We start from the raw sequence: 22,092 nt of genomic DNA, 5'->3' as shown, positions 1-22,092 counted from the left end.
TTTATACTCGTAAACCTAAAACTTTTCAAAATGGTTTACAAGTCGATTATGACCCCGGACGATCTCGCCTTCGACAAGCAGCATATCTGGCACCCCTACACCTCCATGACCCAGCCGTTACCCGTCTATCCGGTCGCCTCGGCGCACGGGTGCGAACTGCATCTGGCGACCGGCGAAAGGCTGGTCGACGGGATGTCCTCCTGGTGGGCGACCATCCACGGGTACAACCATCCGCGCCTGAATGCGGCGATGAAAACGCAAATTGACCAGATGTCCCACGTGATGTTTGGCGGGATCACCCATCAGCCGGCGATTGACCTTTGCCGTCGTCTGGTCTCCATGACTCCGGCATCGCTGGAATGCGTTTTCCTCGCCGATTCGGGTTCGGTGGCGGTGGAAGTGGCGATGAAAATGGCGCTGCAGTACTGGCAGGCGAAAGGCGATCCGCGCCAGCGTTTCCTGACCTTCCGCAACGGCTACCACGGCGACACCTTCGGCGCGATGTCGGTCTGCGATCCGGATAACTCCATGCACAGTCTGTGGCAGGGCTATCTGCCGGAAAACCTGTTTGCTCCGGCGCCGCAGAGCCGTTTTGACGGCGAATGGACCGAGATGGACATGGTCGGCTTTGCCCGACTGATGGCGGCCCATCGCCACGAAATCGCCGCCGTGATTCTGGAGCCGGTGGTTCAGGGCGCGGGCGGGATGCGCATGTACCATCCAGAGTGGCTAAAACGCATTCGTAAGATGTGTGACCGCGAAGGTATCCTGCTGATCGCCGATGAAATCGCCACCGGGTTTGGTCGCACCGGTAAGCTGTTTGCCTGCGAACACGCGGGCATCGCGCCGGATATTTTGTGCCTCGGCAAAGCCCTGACGGGCGGCACCATGACGCTTTCCGCCACGCTGACCACGCGCCACGTGGCTGACACCATCAGCGACGGGGAAGCGGGTTGCTTTATGCACGGCCCGACCTTTATGGGGAATCCGCTGGCCTGCGCGGTCGCCAGCGAAAGTCTGGCGATTCTGGAGAGCGGCGAATGGCAGGCGCAGGTGGCGGCAATTGAATCACAGCTCACCCGCGAACTGGCGAGCGCGTCAAATTCCGAATTTGTCGCCGACGTGCGCGTGCTGGGAGCGATTGGCGTCGTCGAAACGACACACCCGGTCAACATGGCGGCATTGCAGCGTTTCTTTGTAGAGCGCGGCGTGTGGGTGCGCCCGTTCGGCAAACTGATTTATCTGATGCCGCCGTACATCATTACCCAACAGCAGTTGCAGAAACTGACCCGCGCGGTGGTCGAGGCCGTTAACATTCCCACACATTTTGCGATTTAACCCAACGCCTTAGCCTCGGTATGCTGTGGATGGTTTACACTTTTTGCACCGCTACCGAGGAGAAATCGTATGAAGATTTTCAGTCAGGATCTGCGCGACGGCGAGAAATTGCCCGAGCGTCACGTGTTTAACGGTATGGGCTATCAGGGCGATAATATTTCGCCGCACCTGGCCTGGGACGAGGTTCCGCCGGGGACCAAAAGCTTTGTTGTGACCTGCTATGACCCGGACGCACCGACCGGTTCCGGCTGGTGGCACTGGATCGTCGCCAACCTCCCGGCCGACACGCGCGTGCTGCCGCAAGGCTCCGGCTCCGATCTCGTGGCGCTGCCGGACGCGGCTATTCAAACCCGCACCGATTTCGGCAAAGCGGGATACGGCGGCGCAGCACCGCCAAAAGGCGAAACGCACCGCTATATTTTCACCGTGCACGCGCTGGACGTTGAGAAGATTGACGTGGATGAAGGCGCGAGCGGCGCGATGGTGGGCTTTAACGTGCATTTCCATACGCTGGGCAGTGCGTCGATTACGGCGATGTATTCGTGAAAAAAGCCGGGTGGCGGCTTTGCCTTACCCGGCCTACCGTCGTACTTTGTAGGCCCGGTAAGCGCAGCGCCACCGGGCGTTTCTTACAATATCGCAGGCAACAACCCTACCAGACTCCCCTTACTCAGCAGTTCCATCGCCTTATCAATATCCGGCGCAAAGAAGCGGTCATCATCATAGTGCGTCACGTGTTCACGCAAGTTTTGCCGCGCCTGCTCCAGCAGCGGACTGGATTTGAGACCTTCGCGCAGATCGATCCCCTGCACTGCCGCCAGCCACTCGACTGCAATCACGCCGCGCGTGTTGTACGCCATTTCCCACAGACGACGCCCGGCGGCCGGTGCCATCGACACATGGTCTTCCTGATTGGCAGACGTCGGCAGGCTATCTACGCTGTGCGGGTGCGACAGGGCTTTGTTCTCGCTCGCCAGCGCGGCGGCGGTCACCTGGGCAATCATAAACCCGGAGTTGACTCCGCCGTTGCGCACCAGGAACGGCGGCAGCTGCGACATGTGTTTATCCATCATCAGGGCGATACGACGCTCGGAAAGTGCGCCGATTTCGGCAATCGCCAGCGCCAGATTATCGGCGGCCATTGCCACCGGCTCCGCATGGAAGTTCCCGCCGGAGACCACATCGTTCTGTTCAGCAAAGACCAGCGGATTATCGGAAACGGCATTCGCTTCCACCAGCAGCACTTCGGCGGCCTGACGGATTTGCGTCAGACACGCGCCCATCACCTGTGGCTGACAGCGCAGAGAATACGGGTCCTGCACCTTCTCGCAGTTGTGGTGCGAGTCGGCAATCGCGCTGGTATCGGTAAGCACGTGGCGGTACATCGCCGCCGCGTCAATTTGCCCGCGCTGACCGCGAACTTCATGAATACGCGCATCAAACGGACGACGTGAGCCGAGCACCGCTTCGGTGGTCAGCGCACCGCACACCACCGCCGAGGCAAACAGATCTTCGGCTTCGAACAGACCGCGCAGGGCAAACGCCGTGGACGCCTGAGTGCCGTTCAGCAGGGCCAGCCCCTCTTTCGCCGCGAGCGTAATCGGCTCTAATCCGGCCTTTTGCAGCGCCTCTTTGGCAGGCAGCCATTGCCCCTGCCAGCGCGCTTTGCCTTCGCCTAACAGTAGGAGCGACATATGCGCCAGCGGCGCCAGATCGCCCGATGCGCCGACGGAGCCTTTGGCCGGGATCCACGGATAGACCTGCGCGTTGACCAGGGCGATCAGCGCCTGAATCACGCTCAGGCGGATGCCGGAAAAACCGCGCGCCAGGCTGTTAATTTTCAGCACCATCATCAGACGCACGATCTCGTCATCCAGCGGTTCGCCGACGCCTGCCGCGTGCGACAGCACCAGCGAGCGCTGCAAGTTTTCCAGATCGTGGGTGGCGATACGGGTCTGGGCCAGCAGGCCGAAACCGGTGTTGATCCCATAGGCCGTGCGGTCTTCAGCCACAATGGCTTCGACGCAGGCGACGCTGTCGTTGATCGCCTGATGGGCGTTTTCATCCAGTTTTAGCGTCACCGGCTGACGCCAGGCACTGCGCAGGTGAGCAAAAGTCAGCGCGCCGGGGGTGATAGTCAGTGAGTTCATCAGTGTTTTCCTTGTGTGGCGGCGACCATCGGCAGGTTCAGTCCCTGCTCTTTCGCACAGTCAATCGCGATGTCATACCCCGCATCGGCATGGCGCATCACGCCTGTCGCCGGGTCGTTGTGCAGTACGCGGGCAATGCGCGCGGCGGCTTCGTCGGTGCCGTCGCAGACAATCACCATCCCCGCATGCTGCGAGAAGCCCATCCCCACGCCGCCGCCGTGGTGCAGTGACACCCAGGTCGCGCCGCTGGCGGTATTCAGTAAGGCATTGAGTAACGGCCAGTCGGAGACCGCGTCGGAGCCGTCCTGCATGGCTTCGGTTTCACGGTTCGGGCTGGCAACCGAGCCGGAATCTAAGTGGTCGCGGCCAATGACAATCGGCGCGGAAACTTCACCGCTGCGCACCATCTCGTTGAACGCCAGGCCGAGTTTTTGTCGCCACTCGAGGCCCACCCAGCAGATACGCGCCGGCAGCCCCTGGAAATTAATGCGTTCGCGGGCCATGTCCAGCCAGTGGTGCAGATGCGCGTCGTCGGCGACGATCTCTTTTACTTTGGCATCGGTTTTGTAGATATCTTCCGGGTCGCCGGAGAGCGCCACCCAGCGGAACGGGCCGATGCCGCGACAGAACAGCGGGCGGATATAGGCCGGGACAAAACCGGGGAAGTCGAAGGCGTTTTCCACGCCCATCTCTTTCGCCATCTGGCGAATGTTGTTCCCGTAGTCGAAGGTCGGCACGCCCATCTTGCTGAAGGCCAGCATTGCCGACACATGCTCCGCCATTGAGCGTTTGGCGGCCAGCACCGTCCCTTCCGGGTCGCTCTGGGATTTTTGCTGATACGCTTCCCACGTCCAGCCTTTCGGCAGATAGCCGTGGAGCGGATCGTGGGCGCTGGTCTGGTCGGTCACCATGTCCGGGCGAACGCCGCGCGCCACCAGTTCCGGGACGATATCCGCCGCGTTGCCGCACAGGGCGATCGACACGGTTTTACCTTCGGAAGTGTACTTCTGAATGCGCGCCAGAGCGTCGTCCAGATTATCGGCCTGTTCATCGACATAGCGGGTGCGCAGGCGGAAATCGATGCGGCTCTGCTGGCATTCGATGTTGAGTGAGCAAGCGCCTGCCAGCGTGGCCGCCAGCGGCTGCGCGCCGCCCATTCCGCCCAGCCCGGCGGTCAGGACCCAGCGCCCTTTCAGGGAGCCGTTGTAGTGCTGACGCCCGGCTTCGACGAAAGTTTCGTAGGTGCCCTGCACGATGCCCTGGCTGCCGATGTAGATCCAACTGCCCGCCGTCATCTGGCCGTACATCGCCAGCCCTTTGGCGTCCAGTTCGTTGAAGTGTTCCCAGGTTGCCCAGTGCGGGACGAGGTTCGAGTTGGCGATCAGCACGCGCGGCGCATTTTTATGGGTTTTGAACACCCCGACCGGTTTACCGGATTGCACCAGCAGGGTTTCGTCGATTTCGAGATTAGTGAGCGCTTCCACAATGGCGTCGTAGCATTCCCAGTTACGCGCTGCGCGACCGATGCCGCCATACACCACCAGCTCGTGCGGGTTTTCGGCGACTTCGGGATCGAGGTTGTTCATCAACATGCGCAGCGGCGCTTCGGTGAGCCAGCTTTTGGCGGTGAGCGTGGTGCCGCGCGGGGCGCGAACATCCTGCTGACGGTATTTACCTGACGACATTGTGTGGTCCTCATACGGGATGGAATATACAAACAGATATACTTGTATAGACAACCCCGCACAAGGTCGAATTTAACAATAAAGATACAATTTTGTTATATTGTGTTAGCTATCACGCTTTCAAAACTTATGACATAAAGTGGCCTTGCAGGCGGTATCGGCTGCCGGGGAATAACAGTCTGGCGTGCGACACAATCTGCCCGGAAGACCAGGTGCGGCGGCGGATCAGCAGGCACGGGTCGTGCTCTTTAATGCGCAGCAGCTCGCACTCCTGCGGCGTGGCGCGCACCGCTTCGACGATATGCTCCCCCTCCGTCAGCGGCGCGACCTGCGATAGCCAGGCATGGGGCGTGGTCTGGGTGTAATCCTGCTGTAGATAGTCGGGCACCCGGTCGGCGTTGACGCAGCGATCTTCAATTTGCACCGGAATGTCGTTCTCAAAGTGCACCATCACCGAGTGGAAAATCCGTGCCCCCTCTTTGACATTCAGCTCCACCGCCTGCTCGGCGCTGGCCTGGGTCTCCTCCAGCACCAGCACTTCGCAGTGGTGCTGATGATTGCGCGCGGCGATCTCGTCGGCGATGCTGCGAATTTCAAACAGCGCCGACTGCCCTTTCGGCTCGGCAACAAAGGTCCCGACGCCCTGCAAACGCACCAGCAGACCCTCGTCCGTGAGTTCGCGCAGGGCGCGGTTGATGGTCATGCGGCTAAAGCCAAACTGCGCCACCAGCTCGGCCTCGGAAGGAATGCGATCGTGGGGCTGCCAGACGCCGGTGGCGATCTTCTCGCTGATGGCCTGTTTCACCTTTTCATAGAAAGGTGCGGGTGCGCCGGTGGGCGGATTCGGTGAGCGTGAAAACATCGTAACTCCTTAAATTTTTATGCCCACCAGTGAGCAATTTGCCAGGCCAGACGCGCGGCAAGCCGTGCGCCCTGTCCGTCGCGATCGTAGGTTGGGTTAAATTCGACTAAATCGACCGCCTGAAGTTTTCCGCTGCGGCAGATTTCACCGATGACCGGCAGCAGCTCCAGGGCCGGAACGCCGAGTGCCGCCGGGGCGGAAACGGCCGGCATTTCTCCCGCAGGCAGGACGTCGAGATCGATAGTCAGGTAGACGCGATCGGCCTGCGCCAGCACCTTTTCCAGCGCGGGTAACGCCTCGCGGCGAAAATCGAGATCTTCCACCAGGGTGACGTGCAGACGAGCCGCCTCATCCCACAGCGCCTGGGTATTCGCCGCCCGGCTGACGCCAAAACAGGCGTACTGAAATTCACGGTTTTGCTCTTCGCAGTACCGCGCCAGCTGGCGGAACGGCGTGCCCGACGTGGCGTGTTCGGCCTTGCGCAGATCGAGGTGCGCGTCGAGATTGATGATTAACACCCGCTCCTGCGAAAAGGCATCCAGTACCCCGCGACCGTGCGCCCAGGCCGTTTCGTGCCCGCCGCCGAACACCAGGGTGCGCATGCCCGACTGCTGGCAGGCTTGCACCGCGTCGCTTAGCGCGCGCTGGGCAGCTTCGAGCTGGTCGCCTTGAACGGTGATGGTGCCCATATCGGTAATATTGTCGTGCCCGCTGTGGCTTGCCATATTGGCCAGCGCTTTGCGCAGCACATCCGGGGCTTGTGCCGCGCCGGTCCTGCCGTGGTTGCGTTTCACACCGGCATCGCATTCGAATCCTATCAGCGCAATGCCTGAATGTTTGGGGGCAAAATGTCCGGTCTGAGCAAGGGTCTGGTAGAGGCGCAGCGCGTTGCGGGCCTCAGCGCTGTCGTCACGCCCTTGCCAGATGTCAGGCGAAGTGGGCCGCCAGAGTTTCATGAGACTTTCCCTCGGAATATGCGCTGATACAGCGGATTACGCCCCGGCTCATACACCATTTCCACCGGACGTTCGGCGTCCCAGACAATGAAATCGGCGACGAAACCTTCCTTTAACTGACCGTGGGTAGCCCCGCGCCCCAGCGCCTGTGCAGCGTGGCGCGTCACGCCCGCCCACGCCTCCTCCGGCGTGAGACCAAACTGCACGCAGGCCATGTTCATCGCCAGATGCAGGCTGGCAAACGGGCTGGTGCCCGGGTTGTAATCCGTCGCGACGGCCATCGGCACGCCCTGCTTTCGCAGCTGTTCTATCGGCGGACGCTGGCGTTCCTGTAAGAAGTAGTACGCGCCGGGCAGCAATACCGCCACCGTGCCGCTGTGTGCCATCGCACTCACGCCTGCATCATCGAGATACTCAATATGATCGGCAGACCAGCCGTGATAGCGGCTGACTAATGCCGCACCGCCCAGATTAGACAGCTGCTCAACGTGGCCTTTAACGGGAATGCCGAGCGCAGCGGCGGCCTGAAATACCCGCTCGGTTTGTAAAGGCGTAAAGCCGACGTTTTCGCAGAACACGTCCACTGCTTCAAACAGCCCTTCGCGCCAGAGAATCGGCATGATCTGCTCGCAGACCAGTGTGATGTACGCATCCGGATCCTGACGATACTCTTTCGGCACGGCGTGGGCGGCGAGCAGCGTCGGGCTGATCTCCACCGGATGGTTTTGCGCGAGCGTTTGCGCGACGCGCAGCATTTTCTCTTCGCTCTGCGCGTTGAGTCCGTAACCCGATTTAATCTCCAGCGTCGTCACGCCCTCCTGCATCAGGCGATGCAGGCGCTGTTCCGCTCGTTTCAGCAGCGTTTGCGACTCGCTTTCACGCGTGGCGGAAACAGTGGAATTGATCCCGCCGCCCTGGGCGCTAATGGTTTGATAGGAGACGCCGTTCAGGCGCTGCTCCCACTCCGCCGCGCGGTCGCCGCCAAACACCAGATGGGTGTGGCAATCAATCAGGCCCGGCGTGACCAGACGCCCCTCGAGATCGACCTGATGCGCATGCGTCGCCGGGAGCTCCAATTCAGGGACGATCGCTACAATCGTCTCGCCGCGCACAATCAACGCCACCTTTTCGCGCAGCCCGTAAGGTGCTGGCTCCTCAGGGTTCATGGTCGCCAGCCGTGCGTTACGCCAAAGGACATCGTCGGGATGAAGCTGCTGCATAGGAGTTCCGCTTGTCATGGGTTGTATAGACATTTATTTTCATTCGTTTGCCTGTGTCAACCCGCTTTACGGAAATTGTTATTTATTTGTGACGACTTCCCCGCCGGGCGCGGGTGAAATATGCAACTTTTTAGCTTTTCATCTTCCCGTTTCGCTCAACTTAGTATAAAAAAGCAGGCTATTTCGATCATCCCGTTAAGACTCGTGAAGCAAGGAGCTTTCCCTTGAACATTTCCAGGATTTCTCGTCTGGCGTTGGCACTCGCCTTTGGCGTGACATTGTCCGCGTGCAGCTCAACTCCACCTGACCAGCTGCCATCCGAGCAGACTGCGCCAGGCACCGGCTCTCGCCCAATTTTGTCTGCCGGTGAAGCGAAGAACTTCACCGCGGCACATTATTACTCTGCCATGGACCCAAACGCGGCTCCGTGGACACCGTCTTCTATTAGTATCCCTGCGCAGCCTAACTTCGTGGTTGGCCCGGCAGGCACCCAAGGCGTGACGCACACCAGCATTCAGGCTGCCGTTGACGCTGCGATTACTAAGCACAGCGCATCGCGCCAGTACATCGCAATCCTGCCAGGCGAGTATGAAGGGACGGTCTACGTTCCTGCCGCACCGGGCAGCATCACCCTTTACGGTACCGGTGAAAAAGCGATCGACGTGAAAATTGGTCTGGCGATCGACTCTGAAATCGACCGTAATACCTGGCGTCACCTGGTGAACCCGGCCGGGAAATATATGCCAGGCAAACCGGCATGGTACATGTTCGACAATTGCCAGAGCAAGCAGACCGCGACGGTCGGCATGATGTGTTCGGCAGTATTCTGGTCGCAGAACAACGGCCTGCAGCTGCAGAACCTGACCATCCAGAACACCCTGGGTGACAGCGTGGATGCGGGTAACCATCAGGCGGTTGCCCTGCGTACTGACGGCGACAAAGTGCAGATTAACAACGTGAACATTCTCGGTCGCCAGAACACCTTCTTCGTGACCAACAGCGGCGTGCAGAATGCCCTGCAGAATAACCGTCTGACCCGTACTCAGGTCACCAACAGCTATATCGAAGGTGATGTGGATATCGTCTCCGGTCGTGGCGCGGTGGTGTTTGATAACACTGAGTTCCGCGTGGTGAACTCCCGCACGCAGCAGGAAGGTTACGTGTTTGCGCCGGCAACCCTGTCCAACATGTTCTACGGCTTCCTGGCCGTGAACAGCCGCTTTACCGCATCCGGTGACGGCGTGGCACAGCTGGGCCGTTCGCTGGATATCGACTCTGCCACCAACGGTCAGGTCGTGATCCGCGACAGCGTGATCAACGAAGGCTTCACCATGGCTAAACCATGGGCCGACGCGGCGATCTCCAAACGTCCGTACTCTGGTAACACCGGGGCGATGGATGATAAAGGCAACGTGCAGCGCAATCTGAACGACGCGAACTTCAACCGCATGTGGGAATACAACAACCGCGGTCTGGGTAGCAAAGTGGTTGCTGAGCCGAAGCAGTAAGAGATAAGCAAAAGGGGGATAATTATCCCCCTTTTTGCTGCGACTGAATGCATCAGGCTCTTAGTTTAAGATACGCATCCAACAGTTGCATAATCGCAACCATGAGTTGCAGGAACAGGATCGTCCATTCCACACCGCTCATACGCCACGAAGTATACCCGTTAAAAACTGTATATAAACCCAGTTAAGGTTAATTAGGAATTTATAAAGGTTTTGCCTTTCCAGCGCTTAAAATCAGACAGATAGATTTCTTAGGCCGGCACAATGTCCTGAGTTATTAATCAATCGATTTTACATACCGGGCAGCAAGGATTAATATCGTTGTGTTGGTAATAATTGACGTGCTTTCCGGTTACCACCGGGCATAAAAAAACCTCGCATCCGCGAGGTTTTTTTTGCTTTTACGCCACTTAATGCGCGTTAATCACCACCCACATTGGCCCCTGGCCGACGGCATAGCGTCCTTTCTCTTCCAGCAGCCCCTGCTCGCCTTTAATTTCATACAGTGCGATGTGGTGGGATTTCTGTCCCGCCGCCACAAGGAATTTGCCGCTGTTGTCGATATTAAAGCCGCGCGGCTGGGTTTCGGTCGGCTGGAAGCCTTCGATGGCCAGCACGCTGCCATCTTCCGAGACGCTGAAAATGGTGATCAGGCTGGAAGTGCGATCGCAGGCGTAGAGATGGCGACCGTCCGGAGTGATGTGAATATCTGCTGCCCAGCGGGTGTCGGTGAAGTCAGATGGCATCATGTCCAGCGTCTGAACGCGCTCAATCTGGCCTTTCGGATCCTTCAGTTCCCACACGTCGACTGAGCTGTTCAGCTCGTTCACCACGTAGGCGTACTGCTGATTTGGGTGGAACACCATGTGACGCGGACCTGCGCCTTCCACGGTGGTAATCTCTGCCGGAGTCTGCGCGGCCAGATGACCGTCGTCGCTCAGGGTGAACAGGCAGATACGATCCTGTTTCAGCGCCGGAACCCACAGGGTGCGGTTGTCCGGGGAGATATTCGCCGAGTGGCAGCCTTCCAGCCCTTCGACGACATCCACGGTCCCCTGCGGAAGACCATCGACCAGAGGCGTAACGCTCACGCAGCCGGAATTGTAAGAGCCGCTGAAGATGAACTGGCCTTTGCGATCCGTAGAGATGTGCGTCGGGCTGCCCGGCAGCGGCGCTTCGGCGGTATAGGTCAATGCGCCATCGTCCGGCGCAATGCGGTAGGCCAGCACGCGAAACTCAGGGCGCACGCCGACATACAGAAAACGTTTATCCGGGCTGACCACCATCGGTTGCACCTGTCCCGGCACATCAACCACCTGCACCAGCGTGAGCGAGCCTTCCGCATTCAAACGCCAGACGTGGATCTGCTGGCTCTCAGGACTGGCGGTATAAACGGTTTGTTTCATGACTACTCCTCTCCACTGCGCGTAAATTTAACGGTGAATGCTGAATTTTAGCCTGGTATTTTGTGGGCCACGTCTCTCGGTGTACCATCCCTTAAGACCTTAAATTCAATATTAACCCGGAAGAACAAATGACCTCGCGTGTGATTGCTCTGGATTTAGACGGTACGCTGTTAACCCCGCAAAAAACCCTGCTTCCCTCCTCCCTCGAAGCACTCAAACGTGCTCAGGAAGCGGGATATCAACTCTTGATCGTTACCGGTCGACATCACGTTGCCATTCATCCTTTTTATCAGGCACTGGCGTTAGATACACCTGCAATTTGTTGTAATGGCACTTATTTGTATGATTATCATGCAAAAAAGGTTCTCCAGGCCGATCCGCTGCCCTCGACTCAGGCGCTGCAATTGATCGATCTGCTCGATGATCACGCCATTCACGGCCTGATGTATGTGGATGATGCGATGATGTATGAGCGCCCTACCGGCCACGTGACCCGCACCAGCAACTGGGCGCTGTCTCTGCCCGAAGCGCAGCGTCCGGTCTTTACCCAGGTTTCCTCTCTGCGTCAGGCTGCAACTGATGTGAAGGCCATCTGGAAATTTGCCCTGACCGATGAAGACACCAGCAAACTGAACGCGTTCGCGAAACACGTTGAACAGACGTTGGGCCTTGAGTGTGAATGGTCATGGCACGATCAGGTGGATATCGCGCGCAAAGGCAACAGCAAAGGCAAGCGCCTGACGCAGTTTGTGGAATCTCAGGGCGGGTCGATGAAAGACGTGATCGCCTTCGGGGATAACTACAACGACATCAGCATGCTCGAAGCCGCCGGAACCGGCGTGGCGATGGGCAATGCCGACGATGCGGTGAAAGCGCGCGCTAACGTGGTGATTGGTGACAACACCACCGACAGCATCGCGCAGTACATTTATACCCACCTGCTGTGATCAGGTGGTAATCGAGACGCTCTTGATCTGCGCGTAAAGCCACAGGCCAGGTTTGATGCCCAGCTCATCCCTGGCCCACGGGCTGATGCGCGCCCACAGCTTTCTGCTGCCCACTTCCAGCTGCACTTCCACCTGTCCGTTATCGTCCAGACATTGCGCCACTTTCGCACGCAGAATATTGCGGATGCTGGTTTGCAGCGGTGGCTGGAGCACCAGGGAAACGTCAGACGCCTGAATGCGGATGCGCAGCGCGGATTGCAGCGGCTTGTCGATCTTATTGACCCACAGATGCTGATCGCCCAGCGCCAGCGCGGTCATGGCGTAGTGCGGATGATGCTCCAGCACGCTGACTTTCAGAATGCTACTCTGCTGCTCTTTCGGCAGCCACGGATGCATGACACTGCTGCCCCACACCTCTTCCAGCGGGCCAAAGGCTTTTACGCTGCCGCTTTCCAGCACCAGTACGTTGTCCGCCAGATGCAGGATCTCATCCAGCGAATGGCTGACGTAGAGCATCGGAATGTTGATTTCGCGCGCCAGACGCTGCAGATAAGGCAACAGCTCGCGCTTACGCGGCAGATCCAGCGAGGCCAGGGGTTCATCCAGCAGCAGCAATTCCGGCGCGGTTAACAGCGCGCGGCCAATCGCGACACGCTGTTTTTCACCGCCCGAGAGTGACGAAGGAAGGCGCTCCAGCAATGGCTCAATGCCGAGTAGATTGACCAGATTATCAAACTGCCCGGCCATGCTTTTCGCCATGCCGTAGCGCAGATTGCCGCGCACTTTGTAGTGCGGGAACAGCCGCGCATCCTGGAAAACATAGCCCACACGGCGTTTTTCAGGCGCCAGGTAGATCTTCTTTTCAACGTCGTGCAGCACGCGGTCGTTGAGCACAATCCGGCCCGTCTGCGGACGCGTCAGCCCGCTGATGGCATTGATGAGCGAGGTTTTTCCCGCGCCCGACACGCCAAAGACGGCGGTGATCCCGGATGCAGGCAGCGTTTCGTTGAGCGTCAGGCAGTGGTTGCCCAGCGTCTGGCTAAAGTTGAGTTCCAGCATGATTATTTCCCCATCCGCTCGCGGCTCAAACGCGCCAGCCATTCAGAAATCAGCAGCGACACCAGCGCCAGCACAATGGAGATAATGCACAGCCGCGCGGCAGCCCCTTCCCCGCCCGGCGTCTGAATCAGGGTGTACATCGCCGACGGAATGGTGCGCGTTTCACCGGGAATGTTGGAGACGAAGGTAATGGTGGCGCCGAATTCGCCCAACGAACGGGCAAATGCCAGCACCGTGCCGACGATAATGCCCGGCAGCGTGAGGGGCAGCGTGATAGTGAAAAACACCCGCCAGCGCCCGGCACCGAGCGTGCGCGCCGCTTGCTCGAGCTTAATGTCGACGCCTTCCAGCGCCAGACGAATGGCCCGCACCATCAGCGGGAAGGACATCACCGCCGCCGCCAGTACCGCGCCGCGCCAGCTAAAGGCAAACGTCAGGCCGAACCAGTCATACAAATACTGGCCGATAAAACCGCGTCGCCCCATCGCAATCAGCAATAAGTAACCGACCACTACCGGCGGCAACACGAGAGGAAGATGGAGAATACTGTCGAGCAGGGCTTTGCCCGGAAACTGGCAGCGAACCAGCAGCCAGGCAAAGAAGATCCCAAAGGGCAAACTAAAGGCAACTGCCAGGGAAGAGACTTTCAGGCTCAGCAGCACGGCCTGCCATTCAGGATCGGTCAATATCATCAGTGAGTCGTAAATCCGTAACGTTTAAAGATGGCTGACGCTTCAGGCCCTTTCAGATAGTCGTAAAAGGCGCTGACCGTCGCATTTTTATGTCCATCAACAATGGCGATCGGGTATTCCACTTTCTTGTGCGAGTCTTCCGGGAAGGTCGCGACTACTTTCACCCCTTTACCGGCAACCGCATCGGAACCGTACACAATGCCCAGCGGGGCTTCGTTGCGCTCCACCAGCGCCAGAGCGCCGCGCACGTCTTCAGCCGGAGCCAGTTTCGGTGACAATGTATCCCACGCACCCAGTTTTTGCAGCGCTTCTTTCGCGTAGATACCCGCCGGAACGTGATCCGGATCACCGACCGCCAGACGGCCCTCTTTCAGCAGGCTGGTCCAGTTGGTCTCTTTGTTGATGGTAAACTCGCCCTGCGCGCTGGCTTTTGGCGCCACCACCACCAGGCTGTTACCCAGCAGGGTTTCACGGGTGGCCGTGTCGATCGATTTTTTCTCTACCGCATAATCCATCCATTTCTGATCGGCAGAAATAAACAGATCCGCAGGCGCACCGGCTTCAATCTGGCGAGCCAGGGTTGAGGACGAGGCAAAGGAAGAGACAACATCGACGTTTTTCTCTTTTTTGTACTGCGCCGCAATGTCCTGCATCGCGTTGGTCAGCGACGCCGCCGCAAAGACCGTGATTTTACCTTCGTCAGCCAGTGCATGTCCGGCGACGGAGAGTGTCAGTGTTGCCCCTGCGAAAAGGCGTAACCATGTGCGTGCCATTTGTAGCTCCTGTGAGTGTCGTTATATATTTATAAATATAACGATAACTGTAAGGATAACCTAGCGTTAAATCGTACCGTTTAAGGGGTAAACAAAGCTGATTATGAGAATACTATCGGCGGGAGAAGCAGAAACTTGAGAGCAAAACGCCCGGGCTAGCCGGGCGTTTTGGGAGGAATTAATGCTGCTTTTTAGGCTGGTCTTTATGACCGATGTTCGAAAAGACGTTGAACACTTCACCTAAGCCGTAGATGGCGCCGAGGATGATGGCCATCACTACGGGTACCATGATCACGGCGAATACCAGACTTTTCAACAACTCTAACATGGTGTTCTCCTGACTCTGTGAAGGACGTATTCTAACCTGAAAAGTCAGAAAAACATCCCCTTTTGTGCGGTAGGCTTTGCGCTGTCAGGCAATTGGGTCACAATACGCTTTTTGCCAGGACACCGTCTTATGCAGGCCGAAATTCTCCTTACCCTTCGACTTCAGCAGAAGCTTTTCGCCGATCCGCGTCGTATCGCCCTGCTTAAACAGATAGAACAAACGGGCTCAATTAGCCAGGGCGCGAAGAATGCAGGCATCAGCTATAAGAGTGCCTGGGACGCCATCAACGAGATGAACACCCTGAGCGAGCAGACGCTGGTCGACCGCGCCACGGGCGGCAAGGGTGGCGGTGGTGCGATTCTCACGCGCTACGGCCAGCGCCTGATTCAGCTCTACGATCTGCTGGCGCAAATTCAGCAAAAAGCCTTCGACGTGCTGAGTGATGACGACGCCCTGCCCCTCGACAGCCTGCTGGCAGCCATCTCCCGCTTCTCATTGCAAACCAGCGCCCGAAACCAGTGGTTTGGCACGGTGACTGCGCGCGATCACGATCAGGTGCAGCAGCATGTCGATATTTTGCTGGCCGACGGCACCACGCGCCTCAAAGTGGCGATTACCGCGCAGAGCGGCGAGCGACTGGGGCTGAACGAAGGCAAAGAGGTGCTGGTGCTGCTCAAAGCGCCGTGGGTGAATATCACGCTCGACGCGAATCAGGCGAAAGAGGCCGATAACCAGTTGCAGGGGGCGATAAGCCATATCGCGCGCGGCGAGGAGCAGTGCGAAGTGCTGATGACGCTGCCCGACGGGCAAGTGTTGTGCGCCACGGTTCCGTTGGCCGATGCAGAAGATTTAACGCAAGGCGCGCAAGTCACCGCATATTTCAACGCCGACCGGGTGATTATCGCCACGTTGTGCTAAGTGCGTTGACAAACAGAACGACAGTGGGTATCCCTGATGCATATCGCTGCAAAAAATGGGATAACTCATGTCATCATTGCAAATTTCGCAAGGCACGTTTCGTCTTAGCGACACCCGAACCCTCTCACTGCCCGACTTAACTTTACGCGCTGGCGAAAGCTGGGCGTTTGTTGGTACCAACGGCAGCGGCAAGTCTGCACTGGCCCGCGCGCTGGCGGGCGAACTCACTCAGCTAAAGGGTGAACGCCAGTGCAGCTTTCAGCGCGTGACGCGCCTCTCCTTCGAACAGCTGCAAAAGCTGGTCAGCGACGAGTGGCAGCGCAATAACACCGACCTGCTCAGCCCTGGTGAAGAGGATACGGGCCGCACCACCGCGGAGATCATTCAGGACGAGAGAAAAGACGACGCCCGCTGTCGGGATCTGGCGGAGCTGTTCGGCATCACCGGCCTGCTGGACCGACGCTTCAAATACCTCTCCACCGGCGAAACGCGCAAAACCCTGCTGTGCCAGGCGCTGATGAACGAGCCGGACCTGCTGATCCTCGACGAGCCCTTCGACGGCCTGGACGTGCTCTCCCGCGCGCAGCTGGCCACCCTGCTCGCCACGCTGAATCAGCAAGGTTATACCCTGGTGCTGGTGCTTAACCGCTTTGATGAAATCCCGGATTTTGTGCAGTACGCGGGCGTGCTGGCGGACTGCTCACTGACCGAAACCGGCGAGAAAGACGCGCTGCTCCAGCAGGCGCTGATTGCCCAGCTGGCGCACAGCGAAAAGCTCGACGGGATTGCCCTTCCGGAACCGGATGCCCCTTCGGCGCGGCATTTGCTGGAGAGCCACCAGCCGCGCATCGAGCTAAAAAACGGCACCGTCTCCTACAACGATCGTCCGATCCTCGACCAGCTAAGCTGGACGGTGAATCCGGGCGAGCACTGGCAGATCACCGGCCCCAACGGCGCGGGGAAATCGACCCTGCTGAGCCTGATTACCGGCGATCATCCCCAGGGCTACAGCAACGATCTGACCCTGTTTGGCCGTCGTCGCGGCAGCGGGGAGACCATCTGGGATATCAAAAAGCATATCGGCTACGTCAGCAGCAGCCTGCACCTCGATTACCGCGTCAGCACGACAGTGCGCAACGTCATTCTCTCGGGATATTTTGATTCGATTGGCATTTATCAGGCGGTCTCCGACAAGCAGCACAAGCTGGCGCAGCAGTGGCTGGATATTCTGGGGATGGATAAACGCGTGGCGGATGCGCCGTTCCACAGCTTGTCGTGGGGGCAGCAGCGTCTGGCGCTGATCGTGCGCGCGCTGGTGAAACACCCTACGCTACTCATTCTGGACGAACCGCTGCAGGGGCTCGATCCTCTCAACCGCCAGCTGATTCGCCGCTTTGTCGACGTCTTAATTAGCGAAGGCGAAACCCAGCTGCTGTTCGTTTCACACCACGCGGAAGACGCCCCCGCCTGCATCACCCACCGTCTGGAGTTTGTGCCTGATGGCGAAGGTTATCGCTATGCGTTAAACCGCATTGACTGAGCATCCTCTTAAAGGGGGCTGCGGCCCTCTTTTTCAGATAACTGGCAGCAATACATTGCTATCTCTTTGATTTACAATGCGCTGATTCGTTGTGAAATTGCCTGTGTGATTCAGTGTAACCGATTCCACTATTTTATCCCATGTCACACTTTTCGCGTCTCTGTTATGCTATGGTTATTACATACCATAAGCCTAATGGAGCGAAATATGCGAGTTCTGGTAACGGGTGGTAGCGGTTACATTGGAAGTCATACCTGTGTGCAACTGCTGCAAAATGGCCACGATGTCATCATCCTCGACAACCTGTGCAACAGTAAGCGCAGCGTGCTGCCCGTCATTGAGCGTCTGGCCGGAAAACAGCCCACCTTTGTGGAAGGCGATATCCGCAACGAAGCGCTGATGACCGAAATCCTTCACGATCACGCCATCGATACGGTGATCCACTTCGCGGGCCTGAAAGCGGTCGGTGAATCCGTCGCGAAGCCTCTCGAATACTACGATAACAACGTTAACGGGACGCTGCGTCTGATCTCCGCGATGCGCGCCGCGAACGTGAAAAACTTCATCTTTAGCTCTTCCGCCACCGTGTACGGTGACCAGCCGAAAATCCCTTACGTCGAAAGCTTCCCGACCGGTACGCCGCAAAGCCCGTACGGCAAAAGCAAGCTGATGGTGGAGCAGATTCTGGCCGACCTGCAAAAAGCGCAGCCGGACTGGAGCATCGCGCTGCTGCGCTATTTCAACCCGGTGGGCGCGCATCCGTCAGGCGATATGGGTGAAGATCCGCAGGGTATTCCGAATAACCTGATGCCGTATATCGCGCAGGTGGCCGTGGGTCGTCGCGATTCGCTGGCGATTTTCGGCAACGACTACCCGACCGAAGATGGCACCGGCGTGCGCGACTACATCCACGTGATGGATCTGGCCGACGGTCACGTAGCCGCGATGCAGCAGCTGGCGAATAAACCCGGCGTGCATATCTATAACCTCGGCGCAGGCGTCGGCAGCAGCGTGCTGGACGTGGTCAACGCCTTCAGCAAAGCCTGTGGCAAACCGGTGGCGTACCACTTCGCCCCACGCCGCGACGGCGATCTCCCCGCTTACTGGGCAGATGCCTCCAAAGCCGATAAAGAGCTGAACTGGCGTGTGACTCGCACGCTGGATGAAATGGCACAGGATACCTGGCACTGGCAGTCACGCCATCCCCAGGGCTATCCGGATTAAGGATCCGACATGACGCAATTCAACCCCGTCGATCATCCGCATCGGCGTTATAACCCGTTAACCGGGCAATGGATTTTGGTCTCTCCGCATCGCGCCAAACGCCCGTGGCAGGGCGCGCAAGAGACGCCTGCGAAACAGACGCTGCCTCAGCATGACCCGGACTGCTTCCTCTGTCCGGGCAATACCCGCGTCACCGGCGATAAAAATCCCGACTATAAAAGCACTTATGTGTTTACCAACGATTTCGCCGCGCTGATGACCGACACACCGGATGCCCCGGAAAGTGCCGATCCGCTGATGCGCTGTGAAAGCGCGCGCGGCACCAGCCGGGTGATCTGCTTCTCGCCGGATCACAGCAAAACGCTGCCGGAGCTGAGCCTGAGCGCGCTCACCGACGTGATCACTACCTGGCAAGCGCAGACCGCCGAACTGGGTCAGGAGTATCCGTGGGTACAAGTGTTCGAAAACAAAGGCGCGGCGATGGGCTGTTCCAACCCGCACCCGCACGGCCAGGTATGGGCGAACAGCTTCCTGCCGAATGAAGTCGAGCGCGAAGATCGTCTGCAAAAGGCCTATTACAACGAAAACCAGTCATCTCTGCTGGCGGATTACGTGCAGCGCGAGCTGGCAGACGGCAGTCGTACGGTCGTCGAAACCGAGCACTGGCTGGCCGTCGTACCGTACTGGGCGGCGTGGCCGTTCGAGACGCTGCTCCTGCCGAAAGCTCACGTTCTGCGTATCACCGATTTGAGCGATGCCCAGCGTGACGATCTGGCCCTGGCTTTGAAAAAACTGACCAGCCGCTATGACAATCTGTTCCAGTGCTCTTTCCCCTATTCCATGGGCTGGCACGGCGCGCCGTTCAACGGCGAAGAGAATCAGCACTGGCAGTTACATGCCCATTTTTATCCGCCGCTACTGCGTTCTGCGACGGTGCGTAAATTTATGGTGGGCTACGAGATGCTGGCAGAAACCCAGCGCGATCTGACGGCAGAACAGGCGGCAGAACGTCTGCGCGCCGTCAGCGATATCCATTACCGCGAATCAGGAGTCTAATAAATGAATCTGAAAGATAAAACACAATCCCTGTTTGCTGAAAAATTCGGCTACCCTGCCACCCACGCGATTCAGGCTCCAGGCCGCGTCAATCTGATTGGTGAGCACACCGATTACAACGACGGTTTCGTCCTGCCTTGCGCTATCGACTACCAGACCGTGATCAGCTGCGCCAAACGCGACGACCGTATGGTGCGCGTGATCGCCGCCGATTACGATAATCAGATCGACGAGTTTTCCCTCGATGCGCCGATTGTCGCCCACGACACTCAGCAATGGTCGAACTATGTGCGCGGGGTGGTCAAACATCTGCAGAAGCGCAACAAAAACTTCGGCGGCGCGGATCTGGTGATCACCGGCAACGTTCCGCAGGGCGCGGGCCTGAGCTCTTCCGCCTCGCTGGAAGTGGCGGTCGGCACCGTGTTCCAGCAGCTTTATCATCTGCCGCTGGACGGCGCGCAAATCGCGCTGAACGGCCAGGAAGCGGAAAACCAGTTCGTCGGCTGTAACTGCGGGATTATGGATCAGCTGATTTCTGCGCTTGGTAAAAAAGAGCACGCCCTGCTGATCGATTGCCGCACGCTCGGCACCAAAGCCGTTTCCCTGCCGAAAGGCGCGGCGGTGGTCATTATCAACAGTAATTTCAAACGCACCCTGGTCGGCAGCGAGTACAACACCCGCCGCGAACAGTGCGAAACCGGTGCGCGCTTCTTCCAGCAGCCTAAGCTGCGCGACGTCACCCTGAATGAATTCAATAAAGTGGCGCACGAGCTGGACCCGATTGTCGCGAAACGCGTCCGTCATGTTCTGACCGAAAACGCCCGCACCGTAGAAGCGACCTCTGCGCTGGAGAAAGGCGACCTGAAACGCATGGGCGAGCTGATGGCAGAGTCCCACGCCTCCATGCGCGATGATTTCGAGATCACCGTGCCGCAGATCGATACCCTGGTGGAAATCGTCAAAGCGACCATCGGTGAGAAAGGCGGCGTGCGCATGACCGGCGGCGGCTTCGGCGGTTGCATCGTGGCGCTGATCCCGGAAGAGCTGGTCCCCGCCGTTCAGGATGCCGTTGCCAAAGAGTACGAAGCTAAAACGGGCATCAAAGAAACCTTCTACGTCTGCAAAGCAACCCAAGGAGCCGGACAGTGCTAAACGAAACGCCAACCCTCGCCCCTGATGGTCTGTCGTATCGCCTGCTGACCCTGCGCAACAGCGCGGGCATGGTGGTCACGCTGATGGACTGGGGCGCAACGCTGCTTTCCGCCCGCGTGCCAATGCCGGACGGCAGCGTGCGCGAAACCCTGCTCGGCTGCGCATCGCCAGAGCAGTATGTTAATCAGGCGGCTTATCTTGGCGCCTCCGTCGGGCGCTATGCGAACCGTATCGCCAAAAGCCGCTTTACGCTTGATGGCAAAGAGTATGCCCTTGCCCCAAGCCAGGGCGAAAACCAGCTGCATGGCGGCCCGGACGGGTTCGACAAGCGTCGCTGGCGCATCGTGCAGCAGAACGACTGCGAAGTGTTGTTCGCGCTGGAATCCGCCGACGGCGATCAGGGCTTCCCTGGCAATCTGTCCGCGACCGCCCTCTTCCGTCTGACGGACGATAACCGTATCAGCATCGAATATCGTGCGACGGTCGACCAGCCGTGCCCGGTCAATATGACCAACCACGCCTACTTCAACCTCGACGGCGATCAGTCGGACGTGCGCAACCATAAGCTGCAAATCCTCGCCGACGCCTATCTGCCGGTCGATGAGATGGGTATTCCGTTTGAAGGGCTGAAGGCCGTGGCGGGTACCAGCTTTGACTTCCGCAGTGCGAAAACCGTCGCCCAGGATTTCCTCAGCGACGATCATCAGCGCAGGGTGAAAGGCTACGATCACGCGTTTCTGCTGCAGGCCAAAGGCGATGTGGCTCAGCCCGCCGCGCAGGTATGGTCCGCCGATGAAAAGCTGCAGATGACGGTATACACCACCGCGCCTGCGCTGCAGTTCTACTCCGGGAATTACCTCGGCGGTACGCCTGCTCGCGAGGAAGGTGATTACAGCGACTGGCAGGGAATGGCGCTGGAAAGCGAGTTTCTGCCGGACAGTCCGAACCATGCCGAGTGGCCACAGCCGGACTGCGTGCTGCGTCCGGGGCAGGAGTATGTGAGCGTGACGGAATATCAGTTTACTGCGCGCTGACACCATGTCGGGTGGCGCTTCGCTTACCCGACCTACGGATCCTCCGGAAAACTACATCACGGCCCTCGTCCTGAGGGCTTTTTTTTGTCCGCATCGCTGAAAATAGCGCCGATCGCAGACAAAATCATAACCCGCAATTCACAAGCATCTTACACTGAGACACTATTTTCGCTATGGTTAGGGTTAAGCGTTGCCGCCTGAGCGATCACGGCAATATAATGAGAATTGTTATCATTCAAAATGC

At 58.4% G+C, this 22,092-nt stretch carries 21 protein-coding genes; 10 read left to right on the top strand and 11 right to left on the bottom strand.

The annotated features are described in order from the left end of the window. Window positions 1-48: 48 nt before the first annotated feature. Complete coding sequence (gene bioA / locus U9O48_RS07325; protein WP_416382180.1) at window positions 49-1,338, top strand: adenosylmethionine--8-amino-7-oxononanoate transaminase; 1,290 nt, start codon at window positions 49-51, stop codon at window positions 1,336-1,338. A 69-nt stretch (window positions 1,339-1,407) separates the two neighbouring features. Then, on the top strand, window positions 1,408-1,884 hold the full coding sequence (locus U9O48_RS07320; protein WP_282492244.1) for a kinase inhibitor: 477 nt from the start codon (window positions 1,408-1,410) through the stop codon (window positions 1,882-1,884). Between the two features lie 83 nt (window positions 1,885-1,967). Here the strand turns inward: U9O48_RS07320 and hutH are convergent, their stop codons facing one another. The 5 genes from hutH to hutI all read right to left on the bottom strand — a co-directional run bounded on the left by hutH (window position 1,968) and on the right by hutI (window position 8,211). Beyond that, the gene (gene hutH / locus U9O48_RS07315; protein WP_285149057.1) at window positions 1,968-3,488 is read right to left on the bottom strand and encodes a histidine ammonia-lyase; all 1,521 of its coding nucleotides are present in this window, start codon (window positions 3,486-3,488) and stop codon (window positions 1,968-1,970) included. After that, on the bottom strand, window positions 3,488-5,173 hold the full coding sequence (gene hutU / locus U9O48_RS07310; RefSeq protein WP_324723954.1) for a urocanate hydratase: 1,686 nt from the start codon (window positions 5,171-5,173) through the stop codon (window positions 3,488-3,490). Before hutU ends, hutH begins: the two co-directional genes overlap by 1 nt. Window positions 5,174-5,300: 127 nt before the next feature. Continuing rightward, the gene (locus U9O48_RS07305; protein WP_324723953.1) at window positions 5,301-6,035 is read right to left on the bottom strand and encodes a histidine utilization repressor; all 735 of its coding nucleotides are present in this window, start codon (window positions 6,033-6,035) and stop codon (window positions 5,301-5,303) included. A 17-nt stretch (window positions 6,036-6,052) separates the two neighbouring features. Continuing rightward, window positions 6,053-6,991, bottom strand: coding sequence for a formimidoylglutamase (gene hutG / locus U9O48_RS07300; protein WP_324723952.1), 939 nt, complete (start codon window positions 6,989-6,991; stop codon window positions 6,053-6,055). After that, a complete protein-coding gene (gene hutI / locus U9O48_RS07295; protein WP_324723951.1) occupies window positions 6,988-8,211 on the bottom strand; it encodes an imidazolonepropionase in 1,224 nt (407 codons plus the stop codon). The genes hutG and hutI overlap by 4 nt, the downstream gene beginning before the upstream one ends. Before the next feature lie 224 nt (window positions 8,212-8,435). On the opposite strand from hutI, the gene U9O48_RS07290 reads away from it, so the two are divergent. Next, entirely contained in the window at window positions 8,436-9,719 is a 1,284-nt protein-coding gene (locus tag U9O48_RS07290) for a putative acyl-CoA thioester hydrolase (protein ID WP_324723950.1), read from the top strand. Window positions 9,720-9,771: 52 nt separating this feature from the next. Here U9O48_RS07290 and tisB read toward each other — a convergent pair whose 3' ends face one another. Beyond that, complete coding sequence (gene tisB, locus U9O48_RS07285) at window positions 9,772-9,861, bottom strand: type I toxin-antitoxin system toxin TisB (RefSeq protein WP_282492235.1); 90 nt, start codon at window positions 9,859-9,861, stop codon at window positions 9,772-9,774. Between the two features lie 268 nt (window positions 9,862-10,129). Then, the gene (pgl, locus tag U9O48_RS07280; protein ID WP_285146574.1) at window positions 10,130-11,125 is read right to left on the bottom strand and encodes a 6-phosphogluconolactonase; all 996 of its coding nucleotides are present in this window, start codon (window positions 11,123-11,125) and stop codon (window positions 10,130-10,132) included. A gap of 128 nt (window positions 11,126-11,253) precedes the next feature. Between pgl and U9O48_RS07275 the strand changes: the two genes are divergently transcribed. Further along, window positions 11,254-12,072, top strand: coding sequence for a pyridoxal phosphatase (locus U9O48_RS07275; protein WP_324723949.1), 819 nt, complete (start codon window positions 11,254-11,256; stop codon window positions 12,070-12,072). On the opposite strand, the gene modC is transcribed toward U9O48_RS07275, so the two are convergent. From modC to U9O48_RS07255, 4 genes are all read right to left on the bottom strand, one after another. Next, a complete protein-coding gene (gene modC / locus U9O48_RS07270; RefSeq protein WP_285149049.1) occupies window positions 12,073-13,131 on the bottom strand; it encodes a molybdenum ABC transporter ATP-binding protein ModC in 1,059 nt (352 codons plus the stop codon). 2 nt (window positions 13,132-13,133) lie between these two features. Then, entirely contained in the window at window positions 13,134-13,823 is a 690-nt protein-coding gene (modB, locus tag U9O48_RS07265) for a molybdate ABC transporter permease subunit (protein WP_282492231.1), read from the bottom strand. After that, the gene (gene modA, locus U9O48_RS07260; protein ID WP_324723948.1) at window positions 13,823-14,596 is read right to left on the bottom strand and encodes a molybdate ABC transporter substrate-binding protein; all 774 of its coding nucleotides are present in this window, start codon (window positions 14,594-14,596) and stop codon (window positions 13,823-13,825) included. Before modA ends, modB begins: the two co-directional genes overlap by 1 nt. Before the next feature lie 178 nt (window positions 14,597-14,774). Further along, the gene (locus tag U9O48_RS07255) at window positions 14,775-14,924 is read right to left on the bottom strand and encodes an AcrZ family multidrug efflux pump-associated protein (protein WP_072241805.1); all 150 of its coding nucleotides are present in this window, start codon (window positions 14,922-14,924) and stop codon (window positions 14,775-14,777) included. A 129-nt stretch (window positions 14,925-15,053) separates the two neighbouring features. Between U9O48_RS07255 and modE the strand changes: the two genes are divergently transcribed. From modE to galM, 6 genes are all read left to right on the top strand, one after another. Next, window positions 15,054-15,842: a molybdenum-dependent transcriptional regulator gene (gene modE / locus U9O48_RS07250; protein ID WP_285146578.1), complete on the top strand. Its 789-nt coding sequence runs from the start codon at window positions 15,054-15,056 to the stop codon at window positions 15,840-15,842. 67 nt (window positions 15,843-15,909) lie between these two features. Continuing rightward, window positions 15,910-17,382, top strand: a complete 1,473-nt coding sequence (gene modF, locus U9O48_RS07245) for a molybdate ABC transporter ATP-binding protein ModF (protein WP_285146579.1) — start codon at window positions 15,910-15,912, stop codon at window positions 17,380-17,382. A 207-nt stretch (window positions 17,383-17,589) separates the two neighbouring features. Next, window positions 17,590-18,606, top strand: a complete 1,017-nt coding sequence (gene galE / locus U9O48_RS07240) for a UDP-glucose 4-epimerase GalE (RefSeq protein ID WP_285146580.1) — start codon at window positions 17,590-17,592, stop codon at window positions 18,604-18,606. 9 nt (window positions 18,607-18,615) lie between these two features. Continuing rightward, window positions 18,616-19,662: a galactose-1-phosphate uridylyltransferase gene (gene galT, locus U9O48_RS07235; protein ID WP_324723946.1), complete on the top strand. Its 1,047-nt coding sequence runs from the start codon at window positions 18,616-18,618 to the stop codon at window positions 19,660-19,662. Between the two features lie 3 nt (window positions 19,663-19,665). Continuing rightward, window positions 19,666-20,814 (top strand): galactokinase, encoded by a 1,149-nt coding sequence (gene galK, locus U9O48_RS07230; RefSeq protein ID WP_324723945.1) that lies wholly within the window; start codon window positions 19,666-19,668, stop codon window positions 20,812-20,814. Then, a complete protein-coding gene (gene galM, locus U9O48_RS07225) occupies window positions 20,808-21,848 on the top strand; it encodes a galactose-1-epimerase (RefSeq protein WP_285146582.1) in 1,041 nt (346 codons plus the stop codon). The genes galK and galM overlap by 7 nt, the downstream gene beginning before the upstream one ends. Window positions 21,849-22,092 lie beyond the last annotated feature (244 nt).

The organism is Lelliottia sp. JS-SCA-14 (assembly GCF_035593345.1).
Classification (GTDB): domain Bacteria; phylum Pseudomonadota; class Gammaproteobacteria; order Enterobacterales; family Enterobacteriaceae; genus Enterobacter; species Enterobacter wanjuensis.
The sequence above is the reverse complement of the archived record's forward strand: the minus strand, read 5'-3'. Positions and strand labels throughout refer to the sequence as shown.

Bases quoted from the DNA above. Each gene is read 5' to 3' on its own strand.
- galT (WP_324723946.1), top strand. From the start codon at position 18,616: ATGACGCAATTCAACCCCGTCGATCATCCGCATCGGCGTTATAACCCG.
- U9O48_RS07275 (WP_324723949.1), top strand. From the start codon at position 11,254: ATGACCTCGCGTGTGATTGCTCTGGATTTAGACGGTACGCTGTTAACC.
- galK (WP_324723945.1), top strand. From the start codon at position 19,666: ATGAATCTGAAAGATAAAACACAATCCCTGTTTGCTGAAAAATTCGGC.
- U9O48_RS07320 (WP_282492244.1), top strand. From the start codon at position 1,408: ATGAAGATTTTCAGTCAGGATCTGCGCGACGGCGAGAAATTGCCCGAG.
- tisB (WP_282492235.1), bottom strand. From the start codon at position 9,861: ATGAGCGGTGTGGAATGGACGATCCTGTTCCTGCAACTCATGGTTGCG.
- modB (WP_282492231.1), bottom strand. From the start codon at position 13,823: ATGATATTGACCGATCCTGAATGGCAGGCCGTGCTGCTGAGCCTGAAA.
- hutG (WP_324723952.1), bottom strand. From the start codon at position 6,991: ATGAAACTCTGGCGGCCCACTTCGCCTGACATCTGGCAAGGGCGTGAC.
- U9O48_RS07255 (WP_072241805.1), bottom strand. From the start codon at position 14,924: ATGTTAGAGTTGTTGAAAAGTCTGGTATTCGCCGTGATCATGGTACCC.
- modC (WP_285149049.1), bottom strand. From the start codon at position 13,131: ATGCTGGAACTCAACTTTAGCCAGACGCTGGGCAACCACTGCCTGACG.
- modF (WP_285146579.1), top strand. From the start codon at position 15,910: ATGTCATCATTGCAAATTTCGCAAGGCACGTTTCGTCTTAGCGACACC.
- modE (WP_285146578.1), top strand. From the start codon at position 15,054: ATGCAGGCCGAAATTCTCCTTACCCTTCGACTTCAGCAGAAGCTTTTC.
- hutI (WP_324723951.1), bottom strand. From the start codon at position 8,211: ATGCAGCAGCTTCATCCCGACGATGTCCTTTGGCGTAACGCACGGCTG.
- bioA (WP_416382180.1), top strand. From the start codon at position 49: ATGACCCCGGACGATCTCGCCTTCGACAAGCAGCATATCTGGCACCCC.
- modA (WP_324723948.1), bottom strand. From the start codon at position 14,596: ATGGCACGCACATGGTTACGCCTTTTCGCAGGGGCAACACTGACACTC.
- U9O48_RS07305 (WP_324723953.1), bottom strand. From the start codon at position 6,035: ATGTTTTCACGCTCACCGAATCCGCCCACCGGCGCACCCGCACCTTTC.
- hutH (WP_285149057.1), bottom strand. From the start codon at position 3,488: ATGAACTCACTGACTATCACCCCCGGCGCGCTGACTTTTGCTCACCTG.
- galE (WP_285146580.1), top strand. From the start codon at position 17,590: ATGCGAGTTCTGGTAACGGGTGGTAGCGGTTACATTGGAAGTCATACC.
- hutU (WP_324723954.1), bottom strand. From the start codon at position 5,173: ATGTCGTCAGGTAAATACCGTCAGCAGGATGTTCGCGCCCCGCGCGGC.
- pgl (WP_285146574.1), bottom strand. From the start codon at position 11,125: ATGAAACAAACCGTTTATACCGCCAGTCCTGAGAGCCAGCAGATCCAC.